Source organism: Halostella limicola, assembly GCF_003675875.1.
Taxonomy (GTDB): domain Archaea; phylum Halobacteriota; class Halobacteria; order Halobacteriales; family Natronoarchaeaceae; genus Halostella; species Halostella limicola.
Map to the genome: position 1 here is coordinate 269,117 of NZ_RCDI01000003.1, position 24,770 is coordinate 293,886.

The 24,770-nt window shown below is 68.2% G+C and carries 31 protein-coding genes and 1 tRNA gene; 12 read left to right on the forward strand and 20 right to left on the reverse strand.

Annotated features, from left to right (window positions below):
- The first annotated feature begins 18 nt into the window (after positions 1-18).
- The gene (gene bcp, locus D8670_RS14635; RefSeq protein ID WP_121818869.1) at positions 19-498 is read left to right on the forward strand and encodes a thioredoxin-dependent thiol peroxidase; all 480 of its coding nucleotides are present in this window, start codon (positions 19-21) and stop codon (positions 496-498) included.
- A gap of 33 nt (positions 499-531) precedes the next feature.
- Here bcp and D8670_RS14640 read toward each other — a convergent pair whose 3' ends face one another.
- The 3 genes from D8670_RS14640 to D8670_RS14650 form a co-directional block, all read right to left on the reverse strand.
- Positions 532-1,011, reverse strand: a complete 480-nt coding sequence (locus D8670_RS14640; protein WP_121818870.1) for an SHOCT domain-containing protein — start codon at positions 1,009-1,011, stop codon at positions 532-534.
- A 100-nt stretch (positions 1,012-1,111) separates the two neighbouring features.
- Positions 1,112-3,376, reverse strand: coding sequence for a CDC48 family AAA ATPase (locus tag D8670_RS14645; protein WP_121818871.1), 2,265 nt, complete (start codon positions 3,374-3,376; stop codon positions 1,112-1,114).
- The gene (locus D8670_RS14650; protein ID WP_121818872.1) at positions 3,373-3,630 is read right to left on the reverse strand and encodes a DUF7127 family protein; all 258 of its coding nucleotides are present in this window, start codon (positions 3,628-3,630) and stop codon (positions 3,373-3,375) included. Before D8670_RS14650 ends, D8670_RS14645 begins: the two co-directional genes overlap by 4 nt.
- Positions 3,631-3,787: 157 nt before the next feature.
- Here D8670_RS14650 and D8670_RS14655 point away from each other — a divergent pair, with 157 nt between their 5' ends.
- The gene (locus tag D8670_RS14655) at positions 3,788-4,561 is read left to right on the forward strand and encodes an alpha/beta fold hydrolase (protein WP_121818873.1); all 774 of its coding nucleotides are present in this window, start codon (positions 3,788-3,790) and stop codon (positions 4,559-4,561) included.
- Positions 4,562-4,581: 20 nt separating this feature from the next.
- Here the strand turns inward: D8670_RS14655 and panB are convergent, their stop codons facing one another.
- Positions 4,582-5,394 (reverse strand): 3-methyl-2-oxobutanoate hydroxymethyltransferase, encoded by an 813-nt coding sequence (gene panB / locus D8670_RS14660; protein WP_121818874.1) that lies wholly within the window; start codon positions 5,392-5,394, stop codon positions 4,582-4,584.
- Between the two features lie 85 nt (positions 5,395-5,479).
- Here panB and D8670_RS14665 point away from each other — a divergent pair, with 85 nt between their 5' ends.
- On the forward strand, positions 5,480-5,713 hold the full coding sequence (locus D8670_RS14665; RefSeq protein ID WP_121818875.1) for a DUF6199 family natural product biosynthesis protein: 234 nt from the start codon (positions 5,480-5,482) through the stop codon (positions 5,711-5,713).
- Between the two features lie 52 nt (positions 5,714-5,765).
- Positions 5,766-6,032 carry a DUF5822 domain-containing protein gene (locus tag D8670_RS14670; RefSeq protein ID WP_375137279.1) on the forward strand — a complete coding sequence of 89 codons (267 nt, stop codon included), beginning with the start codon at positions 5,766-5,768 and terminating at the stop codon, positions 6,030-6,032.
- On the opposite strand, the gene D8670_RS14675 is transcribed toward D8670_RS14670, so the two are convergent.
- Complete coding sequence (locus D8670_RS14675) at positions 6,020-6,547, reverse strand: HAD family hydrolase (RefSeq protein WP_121818876.1); 528 nt, start codon at positions 6,545-6,547, stop codon at positions 6,020-6,022. The two genes, D8670_RS14670 and D8670_RS14675, sit on opposite strands and share 13 nt — an antisense overlap.
- A gap of 234 nt (positions 6,548-6,781) precedes the next feature.
- Here D8670_RS14675 and cysE point away from each other — a divergent pair, with 234 nt between their 5' ends.
- Positions 6,782-7,420: a serine O-acetyltransferase gene (gene cysE / locus D8670_RS14680; protein WP_121818877.1), complete on the forward strand. Its 639-nt coding sequence runs from the start codon at positions 6,782-6,784 to the stop codon at positions 7,418-7,420.
- Between the two features lie 33 nt (positions 7,421-7,453).
- Here cysE and D8670_RS14685 read toward each other — a convergent pair whose 3' ends face one another.
- The 4 genes from D8670_RS14685 to D8670_RS14700 form a co-directional block, all read right to left on the reverse strand.
- Positions 7,454-8,581: an acyl-CoA dehydrogenase family protein gene (locus D8670_RS14685; RefSeq protein WP_121818878.1), complete on the reverse strand. Its 1,128-nt coding sequence runs from the start codon at positions 8,579-8,581 to the stop codon at positions 7,454-7,456.
- Between the two features lie 37 nt (positions 8,582-8,618).
- A complete protein-coding gene (locus D8670_RS14690; RefSeq protein WP_121818879.1) occupies positions 8,619-9,416 on the reverse strand; it encodes a helix-turn-helix transcriptional regulator in 798 nt (265 codons plus the stop codon).
- A 242-nt stretch (positions 9,417-9,658) separates the two neighbouring features.
- Positions 9,659-10,864: an alanyl-tRNA editing protein gene (locus D8670_RS14695; RefSeq protein WP_121818880.1), complete on the reverse strand. Its 1,206-nt coding sequence runs from the start codon at positions 10,862-10,864 to the stop codon at positions 9,659-9,661.
- A 39-nt stretch (positions 10,865-10,903) separates the two neighbouring features.
- Positions 10,904-11,416: a helix-turn-helix domain-containing protein gene (locus tag D8670_RS14700; protein ID WP_121818881.1), complete on the reverse strand. Its 513-nt coding sequence runs from the start codon at positions 11,414-11,416 to the stop codon at positions 10,904-10,906.
- Between the two features lie 160 nt (positions 11,417-11,576).
- On the opposite strand from D8670_RS14700, the gene D8670_RS14705 reads away from it, so the two are divergent.
- Together D8670_RS14705 and D8670_RS14710 are read left to right on the forward strand one after the other, a co-directional pair.
- A tRNA-Leu gene (locus D8670_RS14705) sits at positions 11,577-11,661 on the forward strand.
- 340 nt (positions 11,662-12,001) lie between these two features.
- The gene (locus D8670_RS14710) at positions 12,002-14,110 is read left to right on the forward strand and encodes a hypothetical protein (protein WP_121818882.1); all 2,109 of its coding nucleotides are present in this window, start codon (positions 12,002-12,004) and stop codon (positions 14,108-14,110) included.
- Between the two features lie 3 nt (positions 14,111-14,113).
- On the opposite strand, the gene D8670_RS21035 is transcribed toward D8670_RS14710, so the two are convergent.
- The 3 genes from D8670_RS21035 to D8670_RS14720 form a co-directional block, all read right to left on the reverse strand.
- Positions 14,114-14,251: a DUF7503 family protein gene (locus D8670_RS21035; RefSeq protein ID WP_162994311.1), complete on the reverse strand. Its 138-nt coding sequence runs from the start codon at positions 14,249-14,251 to the stop codon at positions 14,114-14,116.
- 104 nt (positions 14,252-14,355) lie between these two features.
- Positions 14,356-14,640 carry a DUF3006 domain-containing protein gene (locus D8670_RS14715; RefSeq protein WP_121818883.1) on the reverse strand — a complete coding sequence of 95 codons (285 nt, stop codon included), beginning with the start codon at positions 14,638-14,640 and terminating at the stop codon, positions 14,356-14,358.
- Complete coding sequence (locus tag D8670_RS14720) at positions 14,637-16,088, reverse strand: lamin tail domain-containing protein (protein ID WP_121818884.1); 1,452 nt, start codon at positions 16,086-16,088, stop codon at positions 14,637-14,639. Before D8670_RS14720 ends, D8670_RS14715 begins: the two co-directional genes overlap by 4 nt.
- Positions 16,089-16,276: 188 nt before the next feature.
- Between D8670_RS14720 and D8670_RS14725 the strand changes: the two genes are divergently transcribed.
- Positions 16,277-16,837 carry a DUF420 domain-containing protein gene (locus tag D8670_RS14725; RefSeq protein WP_121818885.1) on the forward strand — a complete coding sequence of 187 codons (561 nt, stop codon included), beginning with the start codon at positions 16,277-16,279 and terminating at the stop codon, positions 16,835-16,837.
- A gap of 16 nt (positions 16,838-16,853) precedes the next feature.
- On the opposite strand, the gene D8670_RS14730 is transcribed toward D8670_RS14725, so the two are convergent.
- The 5 genes from D8670_RS14730 to D8670_RS14750 form a co-directional block, all read right to left on the reverse strand.
- Positions 16,854-17,378 (reverse strand): GNAT family N-acetyltransferase, encoded by a 525-nt coding sequence (locus D8670_RS14730; RefSeq protein ID WP_121818886.1) that lies wholly within the window; start codon positions 17,376-17,378, stop codon positions 16,854-16,856.
- A gap of 85 nt (positions 17,379-17,463) precedes the next feature.
- Positions 17,464-18,879: an amidophosphoribosyltransferase gene (purF, locus tag D8670_RS14735; protein ID WP_121819293.1), complete on the reverse strand. Its 1,416-nt coding sequence runs from the start codon at positions 18,877-18,879 to the stop codon at positions 17,464-17,466.
- A 274-nt stretch (positions 18,880-19,153) separates the two neighbouring features.
- Entirely contained in the window at positions 19,154-19,327 is a 174-nt protein-coding gene (locus tag D8670_RS14740) for a 50S ribosomal protein L37e (protein ID WP_121818887.1), read from the reverse strand.
- Positions 19,324-19,515 (reverse strand): LSM domain-containing protein, encoded by a 192-nt coding sequence (locus tag D8670_RS14745; RefSeq protein WP_121818888.1) that lies wholly within the window; start codon positions 19,513-19,515, stop codon positions 19,324-19,326. The genes D8670_RS14740 and D8670_RS14745 overlap by 4 nt, the downstream gene beginning before the upstream one ends.
- Before the next feature lie 47 nt (positions 19,516-19,562).
- Positions 19,563-20,621, reverse strand: coding sequence for a M20/M25/M40 family metallo-hydrolase (locus D8670_RS14750; protein ID WP_121818889.1), 1,059 nt, complete (start codon positions 20,619-20,621; stop codon positions 19,563-19,565).
- A 102-nt stretch (positions 20,622-20,723) separates the two neighbouring features.
- Here D8670_RS14750 and D8670_RS14755 point away from each other — a divergent pair, with 102 nt between their 5' ends.
- The 4 genes from D8670_RS14755 (at position 20,724) to D8670_RS14770 (ending at position 23,336) form a co-directional block, all read left to right on the forward strand.
- Complete coding sequence (locus tag D8670_RS14755; protein WP_121818890.1) at positions 20,724-20,993, forward strand: hypothetical protein; 270 nt, start codon at positions 20,724-20,726, stop codon at positions 20,991-20,993.
- Between the two features lie 75 nt (positions 20,994-21,068).
- A complete protein-coding gene (locus D8670_RS14760) occupies positions 21,069-22,025 on the forward strand; it encodes a zinc-dependent metalloprotease (RefSeq protein ID WP_121818891.1) in 957 nt (318 codons plus the stop codon).
- Between the two features lie 154 nt (positions 22,026-22,179).
- Positions 22,180-22,482 carry a HalOD1 output domain-containing protein gene (locus D8670_RS14765; RefSeq protein WP_121818892.1) on the forward strand — a complete coding sequence of 101 codons (303 nt, stop codon included), beginning with the start codon at positions 22,180-22,182 and terminating at the stop codon, positions 22,480-22,482.
- 230 nt (positions 22,483-22,712) lie between these two features.
- Positions 22,713-23,336: a class I SAM-dependent methyltransferase gene (locus D8670_RS14770; RefSeq protein WP_121818893.1), complete on the forward strand. Its 624-nt coding sequence runs from the start codon at positions 22,713-22,715 to the stop codon at positions 23,334-23,336.
- Positions 23,337-23,389: 53 nt separating this feature from the next.
- Here the strand turns inward: D8670_RS14770 and D8670_RS21335 are convergent, their stop codons facing one another.
- The 3 genes from D8670_RS21335 to D8670_RS14785 form a co-directional block, all read right to left on the reverse strand.
- Complete coding sequence (locus D8670_RS21335) at positions 23,390-23,677, reverse strand: hypothetical protein (RefSeq protein ID WP_205254096.1); 288 nt, start codon at positions 23,675-23,677, stop codon at positions 23,390-23,392.
- Between the two features lies 1 nt (position 23,678).
- Positions 23,679-24,083 carry a nuclear transport factor 2 family protein gene (locus D8670_RS14780; RefSeq protein WP_121818894.1) on the reverse strand — a complete coding sequence of 135 codons (405 nt, stop codon included), beginning with the start codon at positions 24,081-24,083 and terminating at the stop codon, positions 23,679-23,681.
- A 90-nt stretch (positions 24,084-24,173) separates the two neighbouring features.
- Entirely contained in the window at positions 24,174-24,725 is a 552-nt protein-coding gene (locus D8670_RS14785; RefSeq protein ID WP_121818895.1) for a hypothetical protein, read from the reverse strand.
- Positions 24,726-24,770 lie beyond the last annotated feature (45 nt).

A 24,770-nucleotide genomic window follows, 5' to 3' on the forward strand; every position in this document is an offset into this window, starting at 1 on the left:
CGAGCGCTGACGGAGGCTATGCTCGACGAAGGCGAACCCGCCCCCGAGTTCGAACTCCCCGACCAGAACGGCGACCTCGTCTCGCTCTCCGACTTCCGCGGCCGACGCGTCGTGCTGTACTTCTACCCGCGCGCCAACACCGACGGGTGTACGAAACAGGCCTGTAGCTTCCGCGACAACTGGGCCGCGTTCGAGGACCGCGACGTCGCCGTCCTCGGCGTCAGCGACGACGACGTCGACGACCTGAAGGAGTTCGAGGAGGACCACGACCTCCCGCACACGCTGCTGTCGGACGAGTACGGCGAGGTGTCGACGCTGTACGAGTCCTACGGCGAGAAGCGGATGTTCGGCAACACGTTCGACGGCGTGTTCCGGAACACGTACGTCATCGGCCCGGACGGCACCGTCGAGCGCGCCTATGAGGGCGTCTCGCCCGAGGACCACGCCGAAGACGTCCTCGCGGACCTGGACGTGGCGGCGGCTCCCAGCGACGACTAGCGGGCCCGAGCGACGGGCGGTCCCGCGCGGCGGCTATCGCTCCCAGTTCCGGTCGCGGCTCCGGGACCGGCCGGAGCCGACGTTTCGACCAGCGCTGTCGGCGGAATCCCGCTCCAGCAGCCGGTCCATCCGGCGCTCGAACTCGGCCTCGTCGATGTCGCCCGCGACGTAGCGCTCGCGGAGCCGGTCCGCCGGGTCGGCGCGGCCGGACGCGGTCGAGTCCGTCCTGCCGGGGAGGTGGTCGCGCCATCCCCCAGTCCGGCTCACCGTGTCGTCCCACGGCTCCCCGCGGTATCCGGTCGACGACCCGGAGTCCTCGGTGAAAAAGGAGATCAGGCCGAGGACGGCCCACGCGATGACCCCGAGGACGATCAGCGACAGGACCAGCGAGACGACCGTCGCGACCACCCCCATCACGACGGAGACGATGGTCCCCACGACGCTCAGGAGGACCAGCGCGGCCACGACCGCGCCGATAGCTTTCAGGAGGGCGTCTGTGCTCGTGCTGCTCATGTTCTATGCTCTATGACGCAGACTCAAAAAAGACGCGGGGCGGGTGAAACCGAATCGCCGCCGCGAACTGCGGAGGTCGCTCGTACGGGGAGAGGTCGGACTACTGGAACGTCCGGCTGACGTTCTCTTCGGGTTCGACCTCCGTCTGGTCGAACTGCTCCTCGATCTCCTCGTACTGCTCGCGGATCTCCTCGGTGACGCTGGGGGTCACATCGTCGAGCGCCTGCTCGAAGTGCTCGCGGCTGACGCGGACGTTCCCGACGCTCTCGCCGATCTCGTCGGGGTCGACCGAGTTGATGAACTCGCGGGACGCGGCCATCGAGGCCTCGCGGACGAGCGCCTCGATGTCGGCGCCGACGAAGCCCTCGGTCTCGCCGGCCAGCCACTCGAGCTCGACGTCGTCGGCCAGCGGCTTGTTCCGGGTGTGGACCTCGAAGATCTTCTCGCGGCCCTCCTCGTCGGGGACGGGCACGTGGACGTGACGGTCCAGGCGGCCCGGCCGGAGCAGGGCGTTGTCGATGAGGTCCGGGCGGTTGGTCGTCGCGATGACGACGACGTCCTCCAGCTCTTCGAGGCCGTCGAGTTCGGTCAGTAGCTGCGAGACGACGCGCTCGCTGACCTCGCTGCCGCCGCCGGAGCCGCGGCCGCGTTCGCCGGCGATGGAGTCGATCTCGTCGAAGAACACCACCGTCGGGGCGTTCTCGCGGGCCTTGCTGAACACGTCGCGGACGCCCTTCTCGGACTCCCCGACGAACTTGTTGAGCAGCTCGGGCCCCTTGATGGAGATGAAGTTGCTCTGGCTCTCGTTGGCGACGGCCTTGGCCATGAGCGTCTTCCCGGTGCCGGGCGGGCCGTACATCAGCACGCCCTTGGCGGCCTCCATGTCCATCTGCTCGAACACCTCGGGGTAGTCGAGCGGCCACTGGACGGTCTCGCGGAGGCGCTCCTTGGTGTCCTCCAGTCCGCCAACCTGGTCCCACGTGACGTCGGGGACCTCGACGAACACTTCCCGGAGTGCGGAGGGCTCGATCCCCTTCAGCGCCTCCTTCAGGTCCTCCTGGGTGACCTGCAGCTTGTCGAGGACGTCGGCGTCGATCTCCTCGGACTCCAGGTCGAGTTCCGGCCGGATGCGCCGGAGCGCGTTCATCGCCGCTTCCTTCGTCAGGGACTCCAGGTCCGCGCCGACGAAGCCGTGGGTGTTCTCGGCGTACTGCTCCAGGTCGATGTCGTCGACCAGGGGCATCCCGCGGGTGTGGACCTGCAGGATCTCCCGGCGGCCCTCCTTGTCGGGCACGCCGATCTCGATCTCGCGGTCGAAGCGACCGCCGCGGCGGAGCGCCGGGTCGATGGCGTCGACGCGGTTCGTCGCGCCGATGACGATGATCTCGCCGCGCTCGTCGAGGCCGTCCATCAGGCTGAGCAGCTGCGCCACGACGCGGCGTTCGACGTCGCCGCCGGCCTCCTCGCGCTTGGGTGCGATGGAGTCGAGCTCGTCGATGAAGATGATCGCGGGGGCGTTCTCCTCGGCCTCCTCGAACACCTCGCGGAGCTGCTCCTCGCTCTCGCCGTAGTACTTCGACATGATCTCCGGGCCGGAGATGGTGTCGAAGTAGGCGTCGATCTCGTTGGCGACGGCCTTGGCCATGAGCGTCTTCCCCGTGCCGGGCGGGCCGTGCAGGAGGACGCCTTTCGGCGGCTCGATGCCGAGCTGCTGGAACAGCTCGGGGTGGCGCATCGGCAGCTCGATCATCTCGCGGACCTGCTCCAGTTCGTCGTCGAGGCCGCCGATGTCCTCGTAGGTGACGTTGGGAGTGTCGCCGCCGCCGGCGCCCGCCTCCGCGCCGGTGATCTGCTCGGCAGGCTTCTCGCTGATCTGGATGTCGGTCGAGTCGGTGATGACGACCGTGCCGCTGGGCTCGGTCGACGCGATCTTCAGCGGGACGGACTGCCCGCTACTGGACATGGGGCCGAACGAGAGGGGGAACGGCACCGTCTGGCCCTCGGTGACGGCCTGTCCGGAGAGCTTGTCCCGGACGAGCGGTCCGATGTTGCCCCGGATGCGGAGGTTCTGGGGGAGCGCGACCGTCACGCTGGTCGCCGGGTTCACGTCCGCCTTCTCGACGTTCACGCGGTCGTCGATGCCGACGTTCGCCTCCTGCCGGAGGCGCCCGTCGATTCGGACGATGCCCTTGCCCTCGTCCTCGGGGTAGCCCGGCCAGACGCGCGCGACCGCGCGGTCCTCGCCGGCACCGATGAGGATGTAGTCCCCGTTTTCGAGGTCGAGTTCCTGCATCGTTCCTCGGTCTATCGCCGCCAGTCCCCGCCCCGCGTCCTTCTGCTTGAGTGGTTTGACAGTGAGTTTCATGCTTCCTCCTCCTCCAGTTCGATAGTGAGGACGCCGTTTTTGATAAACACTTCCGCGTTCTCGTCGGGCAGATCCAGTTCGATCTGGGACTCCTCGTCGTCCGCGCCGGTGACGACGATAGCGGTGTCCGCCAGCACGTCGACGTGGGCGTCGGCAACCGACGGGCCGAGGTCGGCCGCGACGACCACGCCGTCGTCGTAGCGGTACTCGCGGACGACCCGCCCGTCTTTCTCTGCAAGTTGGTTGATGTTCATGTGACTAACCCAAAGTTAGTTCTAGTAGTATATAAGCCTGTCGCTGAAAACCGCGTTACGTGGCGGAATATCCGAACAACGGCTGAATTGCGGTTCACACGCGCCCAGGCCGGGCATCCCCGTCGAGATTTAAGGGGTTCCCCGCCGAACTATCGGTATGGAAACTGTCACGCATCAGGGCCGCGAGACGGCCTACCGGCGCTCCGACAGGGGCGGTGACGGCGTACCGCTTCTCTGTGTTCACGGGAGCGGCGGCAACAAGGGCGTCTGGAAGTCGCAGTTCCGGCTCGCGGACGACCGCCCCGTCGTCGCGATGGACCTCTCCGGCCACGGCGACTCCGACGACATCGACGCCGACGAGGGGTACAGTACTCTCTCCGCGTACGCGGACGACGTGATCGCCGTCGCGGAGGAGACCGACGCCGGCGTCCTCGTCGGCAACTCGCTCGGGGGGGCCGTCGTCATGCACGTCGCGCTGGAGCGCGACTTCGACCCCGACGCGCTCGTCCTCGCGGGGACGGGCGCGCGGCTCTCGGTCAACGAGGACCTGCTCGGCTGGCTCGCGGACGACTTCGACCGCGCGGTCGAGTTCCTCCACGAACCCGGGAAGCTGTTCGACGACCCCGACGACGACCTGGTCGATCTCTCCGAGGCCGCCATGCGCGAGTGCGGCCGGGCGGTGACGGCGCGGGACTTCCGGACCTGCCACGGGTTCGACGTCAGGGATCGGGTGGACGAGATAGCGGTCCCCGCGCTCGCGATCGTCGGCGAGAACGACCGCCTCACGCCACCGTGGTTCCACGAGTTCCTCGCGGACGAACTGCCGGACGCCGCGCTGGCCGTCGTCGACGACGCGGCGCACCTCGCGATGCTGGAGCAGCCGGGGTCGTTCAACGCCGCGGTGAAGAACTTCCTGAGCGGTCTGGAGTAGTCGACGCAGACGATCCGCGGTCAGTAGCCGAGATCGTCGTACTCCGTCTCGTGGCTGTGCTCCTCGGCGGGGTACTCGCCTGAGCGCACGGCCTCCGCGTAGTCGCCGACCGCCCCCTCGATCTCGCTGCGGACGTCGCCGAACTGCTCCGCGAACGGCGGCGCGCGCTCGCTGAGGCCGATGACGTCGTTGAACACGAGCACCTGTCCGTCCGTCTCGGGCCCCGCGCCGATGCCGATCGTCGGGATGTCGATCGCCTCGGTGACCTCCGCGGCCAGGTTCGACGGGACGTGTTCGAGGACGAGCGAGAACGCGCCCGCCCTCTCGTGTTCGACCGCCAGATCGACGATCTCCTGCGCGGCGTCGTCGCTTGTCCCCTGGCGCGTGAAGCCGCCGAGCCGGTTGACGTGCTGGGGCGTGAGCCCGAGGTGAGCCATCACCGGGACGCCTAACTGGACGAGGCGCTCGGTCAGGTCCACGGTGTGGGGTCCGCACTCCAGTTTCACCGCGTCCGCGCCCTCCTCTTTGATCATCCGTCCCGCGTTCTCGACGCTCTGCTCGCGGCTCGCGCCGATAGAGAGGAACGGCATGTCGGCGACGACGAGTGCCTCGTCCGTGCCGCGGACGACCGCGCCGGTCCTGCTGGCCATCTCCTCGACCGTGACCGGGAGCGTCGTCTCGTAGCCCAGCGAGACGTTGCCCATGCTGTCGCCCACCAGAACGATATCGATGTCCGCCCGGTCGACCAGCGACGCCGTCGGCGCGTCGTACGCGGTGATCATCGTGATCGGCTCCGACCCGGCCTTCTCTCGGACCTCCGGAACGGTTGGCATACGTCCACCTTCGCCCCCCTCGCGATAAAAGTCATCGTCTTCCATCGTGGATACCTTTTCAGTGCGGGGGCGCGAGCGCCCGAATATGTACGGCGTTCGCGAGATCCTCGCTATCGTGCTGTCGGTCGGCCTCGGACTGATCCTGATCGGGTTCCCCGAGGCGTTCCTCAGGATGCAGATGGTCGGCCGCGGGCCGAGAGACCCTGGCGAGTACGGGCGGGATTACGAGCCGCCCGCAACGTACACGCGCGTTATCCGCGCGTTCGGCGCGGCCGCCGTCGTCGTCGGCCTGTACATCCTCGCCCGCCCGATGCTGTGAGTCCCCGCCGCGAACCGCCACGCATTATACCGCTGGCTCCGAAGCTGTCGGCGTGCCAAAACGCGTCGACACCGCGGACGCGGACGATGCGGCGTCCGATACGCCCCCCGACGAGGTCGACTACACGCGGGTCATGCAGCTCACCTTCGTCACGACCATCCTCGCGGGCGTCCCGCTCGTCGTCGCGCTGTCGCTGTTCGTCACGCTCCCCACGTGGGCCGCCCGCGCGGAGTTCGCCGTCCGGGTCGGCGCGTTCGTCTGGCTCGCGACCGGAATCGGCATGTTCCTGCGCGAGCGCCGGCGGGTTCAGTCCACGTAGACGAAGTCGACGCCGGCGCGTTCGGCGGCCCGCGCGTCGCGCTCGGAGTCGCCGACGAACACCGCGCGCGACGGGTCCGCCCCGGTCGCTTCGACGGCGGCCAGCAGCGATTCGGGGTCGGGCTTCCACGTCGCGACGGTGTCGCGGCCGACGACGGCCGCGACGTACTCCTCCAGCCCGTGTTCGGCCAGCGCGACGGTGCAGGCCTCGGCGCAGTTGAGCGAGCAGACCGCCGCGGGCCGGTCCAGCGCCGCCAGTTCGTCCGCGAGCGGTAGGCGACGCGACTCGCGGGCCCCCTCGCGCTCGTGCGCGGCGATCGCCTCGTTCACCTCGTCGAAGAGGTCGTGCCCGCGGGCGGCCTCCAGCAGGTCCCAGAGGCTCCGCCGCCCGGGGTCGATCCCCGCCTCCTCGTACACCGCTTCAACGTCAGCGGCGACCACGCCCCAGTCGACGACCAGGTCGACGAGCGTTCCGTCCAGGTCGTACACGACGCCGTCGTACTCCTCGTACGGCACGTCCGCCCGTACGCGCCGCCGGCGCAAATGCACTGCGGTCGACACGACGAACCGAACAGGTTTTGGGGCCGAACGGTCGATCGTAACGCATGGTGTCGTTCACCCGCACCGCGAGCACCGTCGTCGACCGCGAGAGCGCTCGCCGGAAGCGGTGTCGCTGCGGGTGCCAGCCGTCGGGACGGGTCGCGGTCGCCCAGCGCGCCGGAACGCCGTCGCCCCGACGGAGAACCCGATATGCTTGAGGGCCCCCAAGAGGACGTGCGGGCCGCGCTTGAGCGCGACCCCGCCGCCAAGAGCAGGCTGGAGGTGGCGCTCTGCTACGCCGGCCTACACGCCGTCTGGTTCCACCGGATCGCCCACGCGCTGTGGAACCGCGGGTTCCGGCTGACGGCGCGCGTGCTCTCCCAGTTCAGCCGCTTTCTCACGGGCGTCGAGATCCACCCGGCCGCCGAGATCGGTCGCCGCCTGTTCATCGACCACGGCGCGGGCGTCGTCATCGGCGAAACCGCCGAGGTCGGCGACGACGTGCACATGCACCACGGCTGCACGCTCGGCGGGAACGACCCCCGCCCGGTGAAGCGCCACCCGACCGTCGAGGACGGGGTCGTCATGGGCGCGAACGCGACGCTCGTCGGCGACATCATCGTCGGCGAGGACGCGGCGATCGGCGCGGGCGCGGTCGTCGTGGACGACGTCGCCCCCGGCGAGACGATGGTCGGCGTCCCCGCCAGTCCGGTCGGCGGCGACGAGTCGGCCGAGACGGAGGAAAGCTCGGAATCGGGTGGCGAGTCGTCGGCCGACGACGGCTCCGAGGTGTCCGGTGAGATCGGCACTGGTCCCGTCGACCCCGACGAATCGCCCGTCTCCGAGTAGGCCGCTCTCTCCGAACGGCCCTTCTCCGCCCGACTAGTCCAGCATCTCGCGGGCGATCACGGTCTTCTGGATCTCGCTCGTCCCCTCGTAGATCGTCGTGATCTTCGCGTCGCGGTAGAGCCGCTCGACGTCGCCCTCGGTGACGTAGCCGTAGCCGCCGTGGATCTGGACCGCCTCGTTGGTCACGTCCATCGCGGCCTCGCTGGCGAAGTACTTCGCCATGCTCGCTGCCATACGCACGTCGTCGCCGCGGTCCTCGCGGGCGGCGGCATCCCGGGTCAGCAGGCGGCTCGCCCGCACCTGCGTCTGCATGTCCGCGAGCTTGTGGCGGATCGTCTGGATGTCGCCGATGGGCTTGCCGAACTGCTCGCGCTCGCCCGCGTACTCGACCGCCTCGTCGAGCGCCGACTGTGCGAGGCCCACCGCCTGCGAGGCGATGCCGATACGTCCGCCGGTGAGGATCTCGAGGGCGGCGCTCAGTCCCTTCCCCTCTTCAGTCAGGCGGTTCTCGGCGGGGATCCGCACGCCGTCGAAGGTGAGCGAGGTCGTGTCGCTCGCACGGAGGCCGAGTTTGTCCTCCTTCTTGCCGACCTCCAGCCCGTCCGCGTCCTTCGGGACGAGAAACTGCGTGACGCTGTTCGGGTCGTCGCGGTCGGTCTTGGCGAAGAGGACGACGACGCCGGCGCGCTCCCCGTTCGTGATCCACTGCTTGTCGCCGTCGATGACGTACTCGTCGCCCTCCCTTCGCGCCTCGGTGGTCATCTCCGCCGGGTTCGACCCGGCTTCCGGCTCCGAGAGCGCGAACGCGCCGACCGGTCGGCCGTCGACCATCTCCGGCAGCCAGCGCTCCTTCTGGTCCTCGCTCCCGAACGTCGCGATGCAGGAGGTCGCGAGGCAGTGGACCGACAGCGCCGTCGCGACCGACAGCATCCCGTAGGCGACCTGCTCGTTCACCACGCTGTACGTCAGGCGGCCGGCGTCGTAGCCGCCGTACTCCTCGGGCACGGTCAGGCCCGTGAGGTCGAGGTCGGCCAGGCCGTCCCACACCTCCTCGGGGAACGTTTGGGTCTCGTCGGCCTCGCGCGCCAGCGGACGGATCTCCTCCTCTGCGAACTCCCGGACTACGTCCCGGACCGCGCGTTGCTCCTCGGATAGCTCCATACCACCCACTTCGATGGTGGATTAAAAAAGGTGAACGTTACTCGTCGAGGGCGGCCTCGCCGTAGCGGTCCGCGACGAACCGCTCGGCGTCGGTGGCTCGCTCCCAGATCCGTTCGAAGAGGCGTTCTCCCCAGTCGATCGCGGCGTCGGTTTCGGCGACGACCTCCGTGTGCGGGTCGTAGGACCCGTCGAGCGTCGGGAGCGACAACAGGAGCGTATCGTCGGAGACGACCATCGCGAACTCCGCCGCGTACACCCTGCTCTCGACGTGGTCCGCCCCTTCCGGGCCGTCTGGCGCGTCCTCGACGAGTTGTTCGAGCACGTCCGGCGTGATGACGAGGCGGCGGTCCGCGTCCGGCGACTGGTTCATCGCGTCCGCGTACCGGTCGTGATACACCGGCGCGACGACGGAGACGCGACCGACCGACGCGATCGTGTCGGCCACGACCCGCGACGCTCGGTAGGGGTCGGTATCGGGCGATCGGACGACCTCGTACCCCTCCAGCGCGTGGAACTCGGCGCGGAACCGTTCCGGGATATCGGTGGCGTCGTGTTCCTCCCAGTACGCGGCCTCGCTGTCGAGCACGTCCCCCGTCCGCTCGCACCGCGTTATCGCGTCCGAGAGCACCTGTCCGGCCGACGTGGTCGCCCAGGTGTCGTCTGCGCGCTGGTGGACGAGACCGTGCTCCTCGAGTTTGTTCAGCGCGTCGTACACCGACGACTTGCTCGACCGCGCGGCGTCGAGCACCTCGCCGCGGGTCGCCGGGCCGGGGGCGAGCGCGGCCAGCACCTCGCGGCGGGCCGCGGAACCGACGACGAAACTCAGGCTATCCATCGGAGGGACGTTGCACGTTCGTTCGATCGCCCGGGACCATCATCGATGATCGTGTCGTTACTCTGATCCTCATTGTAACCGGCGCTACCGTTTCTTTCCGATCGCGTTGGACCGTTTTACTGCTCCCGGAATAAAAAAATTTAGAACGGGGGACGAAGAGGTAACAGTTGCTGTCAGGTCATGCCTCTGCAGTGTGGCGGTGGTGGCGGCACCGATGCCGCCCGACCCTGCCGTAACGGCCCTCACCCGTCGGGCATCTCGCCCGACTTCAGGTAGGCGACCACGGTCTCCGGATCGCCCGTCAGTCCGCCAGCCTGTGCGACGCGGTCCGAACCACCACCGCCTCCGCCGAACGCGGCGGTGACGTCGTCGACGACGGCGTCAGCGCCCGACGTAGCACCCACTACCACGAACGGAGGGTCGTCCCTCCCGACGAGCGCCACGACGTCCGCGCGGTCGCCCGCCAACTGTCTCGCGCGGTCGTCGACGTCGTTCGGACCCACGCCGTCGACCGTACCTACGACCCAGGTCCGTCCCTCCCGTTCTACCGCGTCCTCGCACAGTCGCTCCAACCGCCTGTCGAGCGCCTCCGCTCGAAGCCGCTCGACCTCGTCCTTCAGGTCGGCGTTCTCCTCCCGCAGGCGCTCGGCCGCCGCCGGGAGGTCGTCGACGTTCGTCCCCAGCACCGCGCTCGCGTCGAGCGCAGCGGTCTTCTCCGTCGCGCGGCGCTCGATACCGGCGGCCCCGACGGCGAATTCGACGCGAGTGAGCCCCTCCCCGGGATTCGATCGGTCGAGCAGCGTCACCGGGCCGACCTCCCGCGTGTTCCGGACGTGCGTCCCGCCGCAGGCGGCCACGTCCCAGTCCTCGATCGTGACGATCCGCACAGTGTCGGCCTCGCCGAACACGCCCTCCTCGGTCTTCGTGTTGAACGCCACGTCGTCGCGGTCGCGCGCCTCCGCGAGCGGGATCTCCTCCCACGACACGTCGCGGGAGTCCCACACGGCCTCGTTGACCAGTCGCTCCAGTTCCACGAGCGTCTCGTCGGTCACGTCGGACGACGTGCGGAAGTCGATCCGCACTTTCTCCTCGTCGATACCGAAGCCGCCGTAGCCGAGGTCGTCCAGCAGGCGACGGCCCGCGCCATAGAGCGCGTGGCTCGCCGTGTGCGCCCGCATGCAGTACATGCGGAACGTCCAGTCTACCTCGCAGAGCGCGCGGTGTCCCGCGCTCCACTCCGGGGCCGTCGCCAGCGTGTGAACGACCGCCTCGCCGTCTTTGCGGACGTGTTCGACGTCGACGCCGTCGATCTTCCCGCGGTCGGCCGGCTGGCCGCCGCTCTCGGGGTAGAAGTACGTCGTCTCCAGCGTCACGTCTCTGCCGTCGACTGCCGCGATCTCCGTCTGAAACCGCGTCGTGTACGGTTCCGCGGCGGCTAACGTGGTCATCGGACGGGTCCACGCGGCCGACGGGCAAAAACCTGACCGCTACGTCGACTCGACCAGCGTCACGTCGAGGCGCTGTTCGAGCGCGCGGACGAGGCTCCCCCCAACGCCGGCCTGAGTCGCGCGCCCCTGTTCGATCGCCAGGAGGTCGGACTCGTCGGCGTCGAGTTCCTCGGCGAGTTCCGACCGCTGCAGCCCGGCGTCCTGCCGGGCCGCCTGAAGCTCGTCGCCGTAGTTCGAGACGAGGTACGGTAACTGGTCGTCGTCGTAGTTGGTGCCTTCCTCCTCCCAGTGCTCAGAGTCGTCGTTCCAGGCCGGGCTCGCCTTCGCGGCGTTGCGGACCGCCTCGCGCGTCCGGTCGCCGTCGCTACCGCCCCCGGACCGCTTCTTCTCGTCCTTGTAGGCGTTGTCGTCGTGCGGCGCACAGTCGGGACAGACCTGCAGCTGCGCCCCCGCGACGTTCGCCTCGCGGAGCGACCCGCTCTCGGTACCGCAGAGTTCGCAGGCGTCGCCGTCGCCGGAGCCCGACGATCCGCCCGTCGAGTACTTTGCCATACCGGGGATTAACGCCGAGGCGTTTTTAAGTGTCCGCTTTTCCGTGTCAGGTGATACCAGCGACCGAAATCCGTCGGCCTCCGCCGCCGACGCCGGGGAGCGAAACGAAAGCCCTTTAATTCCTTCACCGGATAGGAGAGAATGCAGCAAGACGCCGCGAGCGTGGGTAGCCAAGCTAGGCCAACGGCGCAGCGTTGAGGGCGCTGTCCCGTAGGGGTCCGCCGGTTCAAATCCGGTCCCACGCATCGCATGGGCGGGCGAAGCCCGCCAGAACTGAGGCGGCTCTGCCGCCGAAGTCGATGCAGGTGATCTCCCTTCGCGGACATCACCCACGCACAACTTCTGACGGAGCTACTCGATAAGTGACAACTGATGGGTCGGCTGTCGTTGTCTGAAAAGCCGACGCGGTGCCGGCCGTCGCGGTACGCCACTCGCGCACGACTGCCGACGGCGGTATCCACGAAACAACAACTCGGGGACGGGAGCCGGTCCCGGATCGGCATTACTGATAATTTGTCTTCATGTCTGGAATAGTCTTTTATCGTTGCGCTGCAATAGGAGACGTATCTGCAGGTACATCGGGCAATGACTATCAATTACTCCGCGACGACCGACCCGACTGGCGTCAAGATCGTCGACCGCGTCGAACAGCGCCAGTTCACCTTCCGCACCGCGGATCCCGTCGATCCGTCGACGATCGACACGGACGGGTTCCGGTTCCCCGTCACGCACGCCTGTCGGTTCGAAACGGGCGGCCTGTATTTCGACAGGCTCGACGGCGTTTGCGTTCGCAACGCGGACGGCGACTTCCTCGCGACGGTAAACTCTCACGAACGGCACGCGTTCGACTCGGGGTCGTACAGCGTCGATATCGGCGGCCCCGTCAAAGTGTACTTCCGCGTCGCCGACTCGATGGTCCTCGAAACCGGAGCCAACCACCTCTACATCGACTTCGGCGGGACGCCGACGATCGACTTCGGTTCGCGGTCGTACCACAAAACCCCGGCGGCGACGATCACGGTTCCCGACGACCCGTACGACCTGATGGCCGCCGTCAGCGCCCTGTCCTCGGCACTGAAGACGACCTCCTGCGAGCGGTCGTACCCCACGCTCCGGGGCCATCCCCCGCTTCTCACACCCGGTGAGGAACTCCACGTTCCCGACGAACTCGAATCGCCGAACACAGGGATCCGGATCTACGTCCCTCCCGAGTACAGGCACATCTACACCGTCTCGTCGCTGGCGTTTTACCTCGGCGCCGACGTCGTACCCGGCGAGGTCCCGCGCATCGAGACCGCCGGCGGGTTCGAGTGGGAACTCGCGAGTAGGCGGTGGTTCGAGGACGAGGTGGCCCGCGTCCTCAAGCAGATCTTCTTCCTCGACTGCATCGTTCGCACCGAGGGCCTGTACCAGATCGACCTCCGGGAGCGGCAGATGGTCGAACCCCACCTGCCGTTCGAACTGTCGGACCTGTACGGCCGTCCGCTGCGAGAGCAGATCCAGCAGTATCTGAAGGTCCCGTACGACCTCGTGACAGAGTACGTCCCGGACTGGAGTCTCACGGCACACATCCCGTCGAGCCCCGACGGCATCCGGCCGCTACCGTTCGTCGTCAACGATCTCGGGATCGTTCGGGAGCCCCGCGGGACGCGGATCTCCCAGCCGAGAACGCCCGTGGCGTCGTACTCCCGTTCGCCCGGGAACGCGGCCGGCGCGGGACAGCAGACCGCTTCGAAACCGCTGTTGCGCTCCGACGCTCAGGACGTGACCGATTCGAATGTCCTGGTCGAGCCGGAGACGACGAACGAGTCGATCGAACACGCCTGGTTCGGCGACCACGTTCCGCGGGGCGCGACGAAGGCGACGGTCGAGGCGTTCGAGAACCGCCTGTCCCGGGACGAGCGGACGAACCAGATCGACATCGCGGTCGTCTGCAACGACGAACGGATGCTCGACGAGTACGATTCGCTCGACGGCGTCTACGGCAGCCGGGAGGAGCTCCCGTTCAACGTCGAATCGCACACCCAGTTGTCGAAAGAGGAGTTGGCCGCAGTGCTTCGGGACGGCGGTCACGACTTCCTCCACTACATCGGCCACGCGACGCCCGACGGGCTGCGCTGTGCCGACGGAAAGCTCGACGTGAGAGAACTGGACTCCGTCGACGTCGAGGTGTTCCTGCTCAACGCCTGTCGCTCGTACAATCAGGCGAAGGCGCTGGCAGAACGCGGTGCAACAGGCGGCGTCGGCACGTTGAGCGACATCGTCAACGAGCACGCGGTCGAGATCGGAAAGGCGATGGCTCGGCTTCTGCACGTCGGGTTCCCGCTCCGCGTGGCGCTGCAACTCGTTCGAGACCACACGTCGATCGGCGATCAGTACCTCATCGTTGGGGACGGCAGCGCGGATATGGCCCAATCGGGTGGAGGAGCGACCATCATTTGCGATATCAGCGCGAACGGAAAAGAGACGTACGACCTCCAGATCGCGGCGTATCCTACCCAAGAGTATCAGCTGGGATCGTTCGTCACTCCGACGGTAGAAGGCATTGACGAGAATATCTTGTTGCCCGGGAAAACGAAGACGATCGAACTAACTAAATCGGAACTGAAGGAGTATCTCTCCTCACATCAGTTCCCGATACAGTTCCGTTCAGAACTACACTGGAACGACGAGATGTCGGAATTCGACTTTTGACCTCTACGGTCCGGGCTGTGCCTGAGCGCCGCTGGCCGCAACGGAGCCGGCCTGTGATAACAGCAGCGTGATCGTGAAGAGCGCGCCGATCATTCGCGGGTGGTCTGCGAGGTACGCCTTGAATGAGTCAGTGGATGACATTGCACTTCGTACCTCGGTGGGCGATAATATCAATATATCTTAATCTTTCCTATAAATTAATGTATTATGTTACTAATAATTTGGTCGTCGAAACTATTGAGTAATTAAGGTTCGTCGGCGTCCTCCTCGTCCGGTGGTCGGCTAGACAGCCGATCGAACCGGTCCTGGGCGCTCTCTTTCCGATCCTCGGTCTCGTCGGGTCGGTGTGTGAGTTCGACGACGCGGTCGTCCTCGACGCGCACCGTCAGGACGGCGTCGACGCGTCGGGCGTCCGACGGCAGTCGGTCGCGGTCGAGGACGACGTCGCCGACGACGCTCCCGTCGCGTTCGAGCAACACGACGGCCTGGTCCTCCTCGAACCGGTCGACGACTCCGGTGTACTCGGTCATTCGTACGACCTCCGTACCACGCGCTCGCCCTCGTCGTTTCGGATCGTCACGGTGTCGCCGCCGTTGTTCCAGACGGGGCGGCCGGCGTCCCAGTAGAGATCCGTCTCGGAGTCGGTCCCGTCGCCGCTGTGGACCGTGACGGTCTCGCCGGGGTCGAGCGCGACGCCGTCCGGGATCCTGTACGTCTCTCCCGACCCGTCCGATATCGTCCATCCGGAGAGGTCCAGCGTTTCGTCGCCGGCGTTTTCCAAGACGACGTACTCGTCGTTCAGGTTCTCCCAGTCGTCGCCCGCGGCGTCGGCGTTGATCTCGGCGATCCGCACGTCCGTCCCGCCGTCGGCGGCAGTGGTCGTGGCGGACTCCGTCGTGGTGGCTGCGTCCGTCGTCGTGGTCTCCGTCGCGGTTCGCTCCCCTCCGCCTCCGTCGACGAGGGTCGCGCGCGTGACGAAGTCGCTCTCGTTCCCCGGCGCGACCGCGGGTTCGCCACGGAGGCGGAGGGGTTCGGTCGTCGCCGGCTGTCTCGTCCGCACGGTGATCTCGGCCCCGTCGCTTTCGGCCACGACGTCGCCGTGGACCGCGGTCCAGAACGTCGGGATCAGCCGCTCGTCGAGCCGTCGGAGCGTCTCGTTGTTCGGATGGCCGTATCGCGAGTCGTACGCGCTCGAGATCACGGCCGCCTCCGGGTCGACGGCGTCGAGGAAGGAGCCGCTCGAACTTGTCCGCGATCCGTGGTGGCCGGCGGCCAGCAGCGTCGCGTTCAGGTCGTCGCCGTAGGTCTCGACGAGGTGTCGCTCCTGGTCGTCCTCGGCGTCGCCCGGCAGGAGCAGGGACGTGTCCCCGTACGCGACGCGGAGGGCGACGTTGTTCTCGTTGCGCGCGCCGCCGTCGAGGTACGGGTCGGGCGGACCGAGCACGTCGACGACGGCGCCTTCCATCGGTATCGCGTCGCCCGCTCTGGTCTCGTACAGCCTCACGTCGTGCTCCTCCACGGCGTCGAGATACTCGTCGTACGTGGCGGTACTGGCCGCGATACCGGGGTCGTAGACGGCCCCGACGCCGTCGGCCTGCGTCTCGTAGTACTCGATGACCGCCGCGTGCCCGCCGATGTGGTCGGCGTCGGCGTGGGTCGTCACCAGGTAGTCGATCCGGTCGATCCCCCGGTCGCGCAGGTAGTCGAGGACGTGTTCCCCGTCGTCGCTGTAGTCGCCGGTGTCGACGAGCATCGTCTCCCCGGTCGGCCCGACCACGAGCGTCGCCGACGCCTGCCCGACGTTGATGAAGTGGACCGACAGCGTCCCGTCGGTGCCGTTGCCGCCCGCGCCGTCGTCGGCCGTCGTCGCGCTCCCGCCGTCGGTCGACCCCGCCCCGATATCGGGGGCCGCGACCCCGGCGCATCCGGCGAACACGAGGAGGAGCGCGGCGAGCACGACACGGTGACCGCGTACCATACCTTGGACGACGATACGGTCGCCCAAATGGGTGCGGTCGTGCCAAATGACGTAGCAGTTTTTCTTCGTATCTTAATCATAGTGCGATGAACGCCTCGACTATTCAAAATCCGAGGATCCTCCGCCGGGGACCGGCCGCGGCGTCCGCGAAAGGAACGTCTTTGGGGGCACGGTCCCAACTCCCGCCCATGCAACGCCGAATGAGGGGACACGTCCCCGCGGCCACGGGCCTGCTCACGGTCGTCTCGCTCGCGCTCGTGTTCGGGGCCGCGCTCGGCGCGGTGCCGGGGGCGGCGCTCCCGCGAGCGCCCGACGCGGTGCTGTCGGCGATCCCGCACGTCAACGCGGTCATCAGCGCGGCGGCGATCGGGACGATCCTGACGGGCGTCCGGGCGATCCGGCGCGGCCGGGTCGACCGCCACCGGCGGCTGATGCTCGCCTCGTTCGCCCTGTTTCTCGGCTTCCTCGTGCTGTACCTGTACCGGATCACGCTGGAGGGGCCGGCGCCGTTCCCCGGACCGGACGGCGTCTACGCGTACGTCTACCTCCCGATACTGGCGATCCACATCTTGCTCGCGATCCTGACGCTGCCGCTCGTCTACTACGCCCTCCTGCTCGCGTGGACGCGGTCGGTGAGCGAACTCCGGGAGACCCGCCACGCGCGCGTCGGGCGCGCCGCCGCCGCGCTGTGGCTGGTGTCGTTCGCGCTCGGCGAGGTGGTGTACGCGATGCTCTACGTGATCTACTGACCCCGGCGGAGACGGGTCACTCGTCGGTCGCGAGGCGGCCGTACCAGACGACGTCGCGGTGCTCGCCGTCGACGAACGCCGCCCCGCGGTGGACGCCCTCGCGCTCGAAGCCGGCCTTCTCCAGCACCCGGGCCGAGGCCTCGTTGAAGTCGACGACGCGGGCCGCAACGCGGTGCAGGCGGCGCTGCGCGAAGGCGTACTCGGTCACCGTCCGCGCCGCGTCGGTCGCGTAGCCGTTCCCCCAGTGCTCGGGCGCTATCCAGTAGCCGAGTTCCGCGACGCCGTTGCCCTCGTCGAGACCGTTCAGTCCGATCATGCCGACCGGGTCCTCGTCGTCCGCGACGATGAGGTCGACCGAGCCGTCCTCGCAGACGATTTCCTCGAAGAACTCCCGCTCCTGTTCCGTGTTCTGCGGCTCCGCCATCAGCGTGGTGCGCCACACGTCCGGATCGTTCACGCCGTCGCGGAGGAACTCCACGTCCTCCTCCTCGACCGTTCGGAGCGTCACTGTCTCGCCCTCCAGAAACGCCGGGCCTGGCATGGAACGGTGTCGGTCGGCTCGCACTAAATCCGTGTTTGAGGTGTGCTACCGTATCGAGAGAACGGGCGTCGTCGAGAACCGGGGTTCAGTCGTCGCTCGGGGCCGTCGGCCGCGACACGTCGCGATCGGTCTCCTCGCCCTCGATCTCGTAGGGGTACTCGCCGGTGACACAGCCCATGCAGAGGTCGTCGCGTGACTGTTCGAGTACCTCGGCGACGGCGTCCTTCGAGAGGTAGGCGAGGCTGTCGGCCCGTATCTCGTCGGCGATCTCCTCGACCGTCCGGTCGGCCGCGATGAGCTCGTCGCGGCTGGCCATGTCGATGCCCATGTAGCAGGGCGCGACGATCGGCGGCGCGCCGATGCGGACGTGGACCTCCTCCGCGCCGACGTCCTTGAGGAGCTTGACGAGCTGGGTCGACGTTGTTCCGCGGACGATGGAGTCGTCGATGATCGTGACGGATTTTCCCTCGACCGTGCTCTTGATGGGGTTGAGCTTCAGGCGCACCGCGCGCTCGCGCTCGTCCTGCGTCGGCATGATGAACGTCCGGCCGACGTAGCGGTTCTTCATCAGCCCCTCGGCGAACTCCACGCCGTCGGCGGCCTCGGCGTAACCCGAGGCGAACGCGCGCCCGGAGTCGGGCACCGGCAGGACCACGTCGCTGTCGATGCCGCTCTCCTCCCAGAGCTTGCGGCCGAGGTCGCGGCGAACCTCGTAGACGCGCTTGCCGTCGATGACGCTGTCCGGGCGGGCGAAGTAGATGTGCTCGAAGAAGCAGTGCGCGGTGTTCTCCTCCTCGACGAGCTGGTAGGTGTCGAACCCCTGCCCGTCCGTCTGGAGGACGACGAGCTCACCGGGTTTCACGTCGCGGACGAGTTCGCCGTCCAGCGTGTCGATCGCCGCGGACTCGCTGGCGAGGATGTAGCCGTCGTCGAGCTTCCCGATGCAGAGCGGTCGGTTGCCCTGCGGGTCGCGGACGCCCATCACGGTGTCGTCGTGGGTGATCGTCAGCGAGTACGACCCGTGGATGCGCCCCATGGTGCGCTTGACCGCGCGGACCAGGTCCTCCTCCAGCAGGTTGCGCGCGAGGTCGTGGGCGATCACCTCGGTGTCGCCGTCGGAGGTGAACGCGTGGCCGAGTTCGGCCAGCTCGTCCCGTATCTCGTCGGCGTTGACGAGGTTGCCGTTGTGCGAGAGCCCCAGCGACCCGCTCTTGAACGAGACGGAGAACGGCTGGGCGCAACAGGAGTCGACGCTGCCGGACGTCGGATAGCGGACGTGACCGATGCCGGTCGACCCGTTCAGACCCGCGATGTCGTCCTCGGAGAAGACGTCGCCGACGAGCCCCATCTCGACGTGGCTGTGCTGCTGGAACCCGTCGTGAGTGACGATCCCCGCCGACTCCTGTCCGCGGTGCTGGAGCGCGTACAGGGAGTAGTAGAGCGGGCGCGCCGCGTCGCGGTCGGCGAGCGAGATGCCGACCACGCCGCACTTTTCCGTCATTCCGGTCTGGGACTGCCTCTCGGCATGCCCGTCTGACATAGTCGGTGGTAGAGAGCCACCGGGGATAAATCCTCGCAATCGTGTGCTATCGTCCGTCTCTTCTGGTTATAATACGCACGATCGTGCAATACCGAGGGGAGGGTTAGCGCGTCTCATACCGCGTGCGGACGGAGAGCCGAGGGACTGAACGAGAACGAGACTGGCCCCCGGCTCGCGACGGAGCGGTCGCTACGCGGGCAGCGTTCGAGAGAAGGGAGAGCTCGTCAGACGCCGGTTACTCGCCGGCCTTCGACTGCCACTCGTAGCCGCGCCGCTTGCTCGACTTGCCGAATCCGCACGACGAGCACTCCTTTTTCTTGACGTGATACGACTTCTCGCCACACCGACGGCACTTCGTGTGGGTCGTGGTGTTCTTTTTGCCCTGGCTCGGGGTTCCTGCACCAGTCATGGGATGATCGACACGACGTTATCGCCGCGTATAATCGTTGTGTCTTCGCCCTCGGCGTCTTCGAGCACGAGGTTCATGTGCTGGTCGTAGCCCGTGAGATGGCCGTCGTACTCCTCGCCATCTTTGAGACGGACGGTCACTTCCTCGCCGACGGACGCCTCGAGGACGTCGAGCGGACGTTCGCTCATACCCTGAACGGCTTTCGACTCGTGCTTAAACGTACCGGAAAGACCGGTCAGATATCCACGGTGAAGGGGGCGTGATCCCCCGCGTCGGCGAGAAACGCCGCGAGCAGGTCGGCCGCGGCGGCGAGGTCGGCGGCGTCGACGACCTCGACCGGCGTGTGCATGTACCGGTTCGGGACCCCGAGATACGTCGACGGGATCCCGCTTCTCGACGTGTAGAACGCGTCAGCGTCGGTCCGCGTGGTGGTCGGCGACGACTGCAACTGCACGCCGACGCCCGTGTCGGCCGCCGTCGCGCGGAGCGCGTCGACGAGCGCGGGGTGGTTCGCGCTCCCGCGCGAGAGGACCGGGCCGTCGCCGAGCGCCACGTCGCTGGCGCGGTCGTCGGGCGCGTCCGGGTAGTCGAGCGCGTGCGTGACGTCGACGGCGACGACCGCGTCCGGGTCCAGATCGAACCCGACCATCCGCGCGCCCTGCAGGCCGACCTCCTCCTGCACGGTGCTGACGGCGTACACCGTCGCCTCGGCGTCGGCCGCGACCGCGCGGCGGAACGCTTCGGCCGCTGTCCACATCCCGGCGCGGTTGTCCAACCCCGGAGCCGCGACGCGCGAACCCTGCAAGTCGGTCACGCTGCCGTCGATCGTGATCGGGTCGCCCACGGCGACCAGATCGCCGGCCGCCTCGCCGTCCGCCGCGCCCACGTCGACGTGCTGGTCGGCGACCCCCTCGTCGTCACCGTCCTCGTCCTCGCGGACGTGGATCGCGGTCTGTCCGATGACGCCGGGGACCGGGCCGTCGTCCGCGTGGACGGTCACCTGCTGGCCGCGGGTCACCGTCGCGTCCATCGACCCCACGGGGGAGACGTGGAGGTGCCCCTCGTCGTCTATCTCACGGACGAGCAGGCCGATCTGGTCCGCGTGGCCGGCGACGGCTATCTCGGGGCCGCTCCCCTCGCTGACGGCGACCGCGTTGCCGTAATCGTCGGTGCGGACCTCGTCGGCGAAGTCGCTTACGTAGTCGACCCACACCCGCTGTCCGGGGGCCTCGTAGCCGGACGGAGTGGACGCCGAGAGCAGGTCGTCGAGAAAGGCGCGTCGGGAATCGTCCATGCCGGCGGCTTGCCGCCGCGCGAACGAAACGCTTTCCGTCCGGCGCGCGGGTCGCTCGCGGCGTCCCCCACGTCTAAGGCCGTGCCCGTTCAAGGTCGGTACATGGTCGACATTACCCTGCTGAAGGTGGAAGTTGACGGCAATCCGCAGTTCTCACCGCGCTGGCTGGGCGGCGACGACGACCGGTCCCACGCCGACGGGGGAACGACCGTCGACGTCGAGAGCGAGGACGGGGGCGGCAACGGCGGCAAGGTCCTGATCGGCCTCGTCGCGCTGATGCTCGTCGCCGCGGTCGTCCGGAAGGTCCGCGGCGGCGACGACGAGGAGGAGTTCGAGACCGAGCCAGAGTACACCGTCGAAGAGCCGGCGTAACCGCCGTCAAGGGCGGCGATCCTCGCCTCCCGCCGGGAGAAGCGTTTTGTCCTCTCGGACGCAATTGAATCTACCGTGAATCTCTACCGTAGCGTCCGGGCCGTCACGTCGGCCTCCGGCGAGGGACCGATAGACTGGAGCGCCGTCGCGGAGGCCGCGAAGGCGTCGACGGAAGCCGGGTCGATCGACGTCTCGGAGGCCGAGGCCGACGGCTACGCGGACGACGTTCGCGACGCGCGCAACCGCGTCCGCGAGGTGGCCGCCCTCGAGTTCGACGTGCCCCGCGCCGTCGAGATCCAGAACCGCCACCACTGGATCGACGCCAACGTCGAGACGTTCGGGCGCCTGATGAAGCCTCTGGAGGAGGAGACGGCCGAGATCTTCCCCGGCGCGGCGCGCGTCGTCAACACCGGGTCGATGAGCTTCATGCTCGGCTTTCTCGCCCGCAACGTCCTCGGGCAGTACGACCCGCTGTTGCTCGCCGAGGAGCCGGACGACCACGCGCTGTACTTCGTCCGCCCGAACATCCGCCGGACGGCCGACACGCTGAACGTCGAGTACGCCCGGTTCCGCCGCTGGATCGCGTTCCACGAGGTGACCCACGCGGCCGAGTTCGGCGCGGCGCCGTGGCTCTCCGACCACCTGGAGGAGCACATGGAACGGGGCATCGGCGCGGTGGCCGACGGGTCGCTCGACCGCGACGCGTTCAGGGAACTCGACGCGGTGATGACAGTCGTCGAGGGGTACGCCGAACTCCTGATGGACCACGCGTTCGACGACGAGTACGCCGACCTCCGGCAGAAGCTCGACCAGCGCCGGCAGGGCCGCGGCCCCCTCGCCCGCCTCGTCCGCCGCGCGCTCGGCCTCGGGCTGAAGCGCCGCCAGTACGAGCGCGGCAAGGCCTTCTTCGAGACGGTCGCCGACGAGCGCGGCGTCGCCGCCGCCGGCGCGGTGTGGGAGCGTCCGGAGCACCTGCCGACGCCCGACGAGATCGACTCGCCGCGAACGTGGATCCGACGCGTCGACCCTTGAAACGGCCGTAGACTCTCGTTTTCGTTTCTCTCCGCCCCGGCGGGCGGCCGGCCGTCACCCGCCGCGGGTTATACATATAGAAGGTGCGGAGACGGGAGCTATATCACTGTAGCCACGGGACCCATACGGGAAGGACCGTAAGTGAAAGCGTACGATGACCCCGGACTCCCCCTCCACCGTCGAACGAAGCGCCCGAAACGAAACGCTCACCGAGAGCATCGCGATCGCGGTTGCGGACGCCAAGGGCGTCGACCCGCTCGATCTGGATCCGCTCTACGAGAGCGTCGACCCCGACGCGCTGGAGCGGTTCGTCGGCGAAACGGGCGACGCCGCCGTCGACCGGGTGACGGTCACCTACGAAGGGTGCGAGGTCACGGTCCGCGGCGATCGGAGCGTGGTCGTCGCGCCGGCTGAGGCCGTCTCCTCCGCAGCCGAGTCCGTCACCTCCGTCGAGTGATCCGGAACCGACGGCGACCGGCGGTCCTCCGGCGCCCCCGCGTGCACGCTACCGACTGCTCGAAGTCCGCGACCGACGCGTCCCTCCCCCCGGTCCCCGCGGACGACTGACGGTCGGCGCGGTGCCCGACGCCCCGTCTCCGGAACCGGTCATCTCTCGCGGCGGTCCCCGCGGTACTCGTTCTCGAAGCCCCACAAGATACTTGCGCGCTCCCCCGGCAGTCGTCGGAAATGGACGAACGGAACGCCGTGCGCGAAGGGTACGACGCCCTCGCGGAGACGTACGCCGGGCAGCGGTCGGACGACGAGACGCTCGGAACGACGCTGCTCGACGACCTGCTCGCCGACCTCCCGGACGACGGGCGACTGCTCGACGCCGGGTGCGGACAGGGGACGCCGGTGCTCGCCCGCGCCGACGTCGAGGCGGTCGGGCTCGACTTCTCCCCCGCGCAGCTACGGCTGGCGTCGGAGAACGCCCCGGGCGCCGCCCTCCTGCGGGGCGACATGGGCCGGCTCCCGTTCGGCGCCGACTCGTTCGACGCCGTCACCGCCTTTCACTCGCTGATCCACGTCCCGCTCGACGACCACCAGACGGTCGTCGACGAGTTCGCCCGCGTCCTCCGGCCGGGCGGGCGAGTCCTCGTCTCAGAGGGCCTGACGGAGTGGGAGGGGAGAAACCCGGACTGGCTCGACTCCGGCGCGGCGATGGAGTGGCACATCGCCGGCGCGGAGGCGACGCGCGAGCACCTGCGGACGGCCGGGTTCGACGTGCTCGACCAGTGGGCCGTCGACGACACGCTCGCCGACGAGGAGGGGGCGCAGAAGCCGTTCTTCCTGGCAGCACTTGAGAAGTAGGGGTCGGGACGGCGGGGAGCGAGTATCGGCGGGCCGCTCTCCCCGCGGAACGCTCAGCGATCGTCGCGCCGGTCGTCCTCGTCTTTGCCGAAGTCGACCGTCCGGCGTTCCTCCGCCGTCTTTCTGCCGGACTGCGGGTCTGGCGCGATGCTCGACAGGTAGTAGATGAGCACCACGCCCAGCAGGAGGCCGGCGAGGGTCACGACCGCGATGCTGACCGGGTCCGCGCCGCCCTGCACCGCGATCATCCCGGCTGAGCCGCCGACCAGCAGGACGAACGCCGCCTTCAGGCGGTTTCGCCGCCGCTGCCGTTCCTCGTCGGAGAGCGACGGGCCGACCATCTTAGTCGCCGTCCCCGTTCCCGGCGTTCGCGAGAGTTCGGTCCGGCGCGCTGACGTGCAGTTCGACGAACAGCCACTCGCCGTCGCGGCGCTCCAGCGCCCCGCTCCAGCGGGTCGCGTAGGCGCGGCGCTGCCCGGTCGTCGCGTCGGTCCAGGCCAGGTCTACCTCGTCGCTGAACCACGCGAAGTCGTCGCGCTCCGTGACGCTGAGCCGTCGGGTGTCCACCGTCCACTCCTCCGTGGTTCGGCTCTGCTCCCGCAGCCCCTCGGCCACGTCGTCGTAGCCGACCAGCGACTCCGCGATGCCGAACTTGGTCGTCTGGGCGTCCTCCGCGAAGTAGGTGTACAGCGGTTCCCCCCGTCGCAGGGACTCGTAGTACTCGCGCACGGTGTCGGCGGCGGTCATACGGGTATCCACGCCGCGGGGGCGCTTGAACGCACTGGAACGTCCGGGGGAGACGGAGCGTCCCGAAGCGAGTCACGCCGCGGTGCGCGGCTACTGGAACCCGCGACCGACGCCGTCCTCCTCGACGATGTCCTCGAACTCGGCCTCGAGGAGGTCCTCGGCCTCCTCGAACGTCTCCGAGAGGCCGTCGAGCTCGTCGGGACGGTCGAACTGGTCGTACTCCATCGGTCCGAACGCGGGGCTGTCGAGCGCCTCCATCACGTCGTCGAAGAAGTCACCGGGCGTCGTCGGTGCGTCCCTGTGCGCCTCGACGACGCCTTTCAGGTGCGTCGCCTGCTCCTTCGCTTCGTCCTCGTCCTCCGGCGGCGACTGGACGGCGAAGCGGCCCGTCTCGGACTCCTCTGGCAGGTACGACCCGATCTCGTCGTCCAGCTTCCGCGCGACGCGCGCGCCGACGCCCCTGACGTCGAATGGGTTCTTGGCGTAGGTCTTCACGTGGAACACGCCGCCGCGGGGGTGACCGAGGTAGAGGTCCTCGCCGACGCCGCCGGCCCGGTCGCCGGCGACGGCGCGCCAGCCCTCGGGGTCGACGTCCTGTTCCACGACGTCCTCCATGATGTCGTCCCACTCTCGAACCCGCATAGCAGGACGTTGCGAATCGACGGGAAAGAACGTATCGGTCGGAGA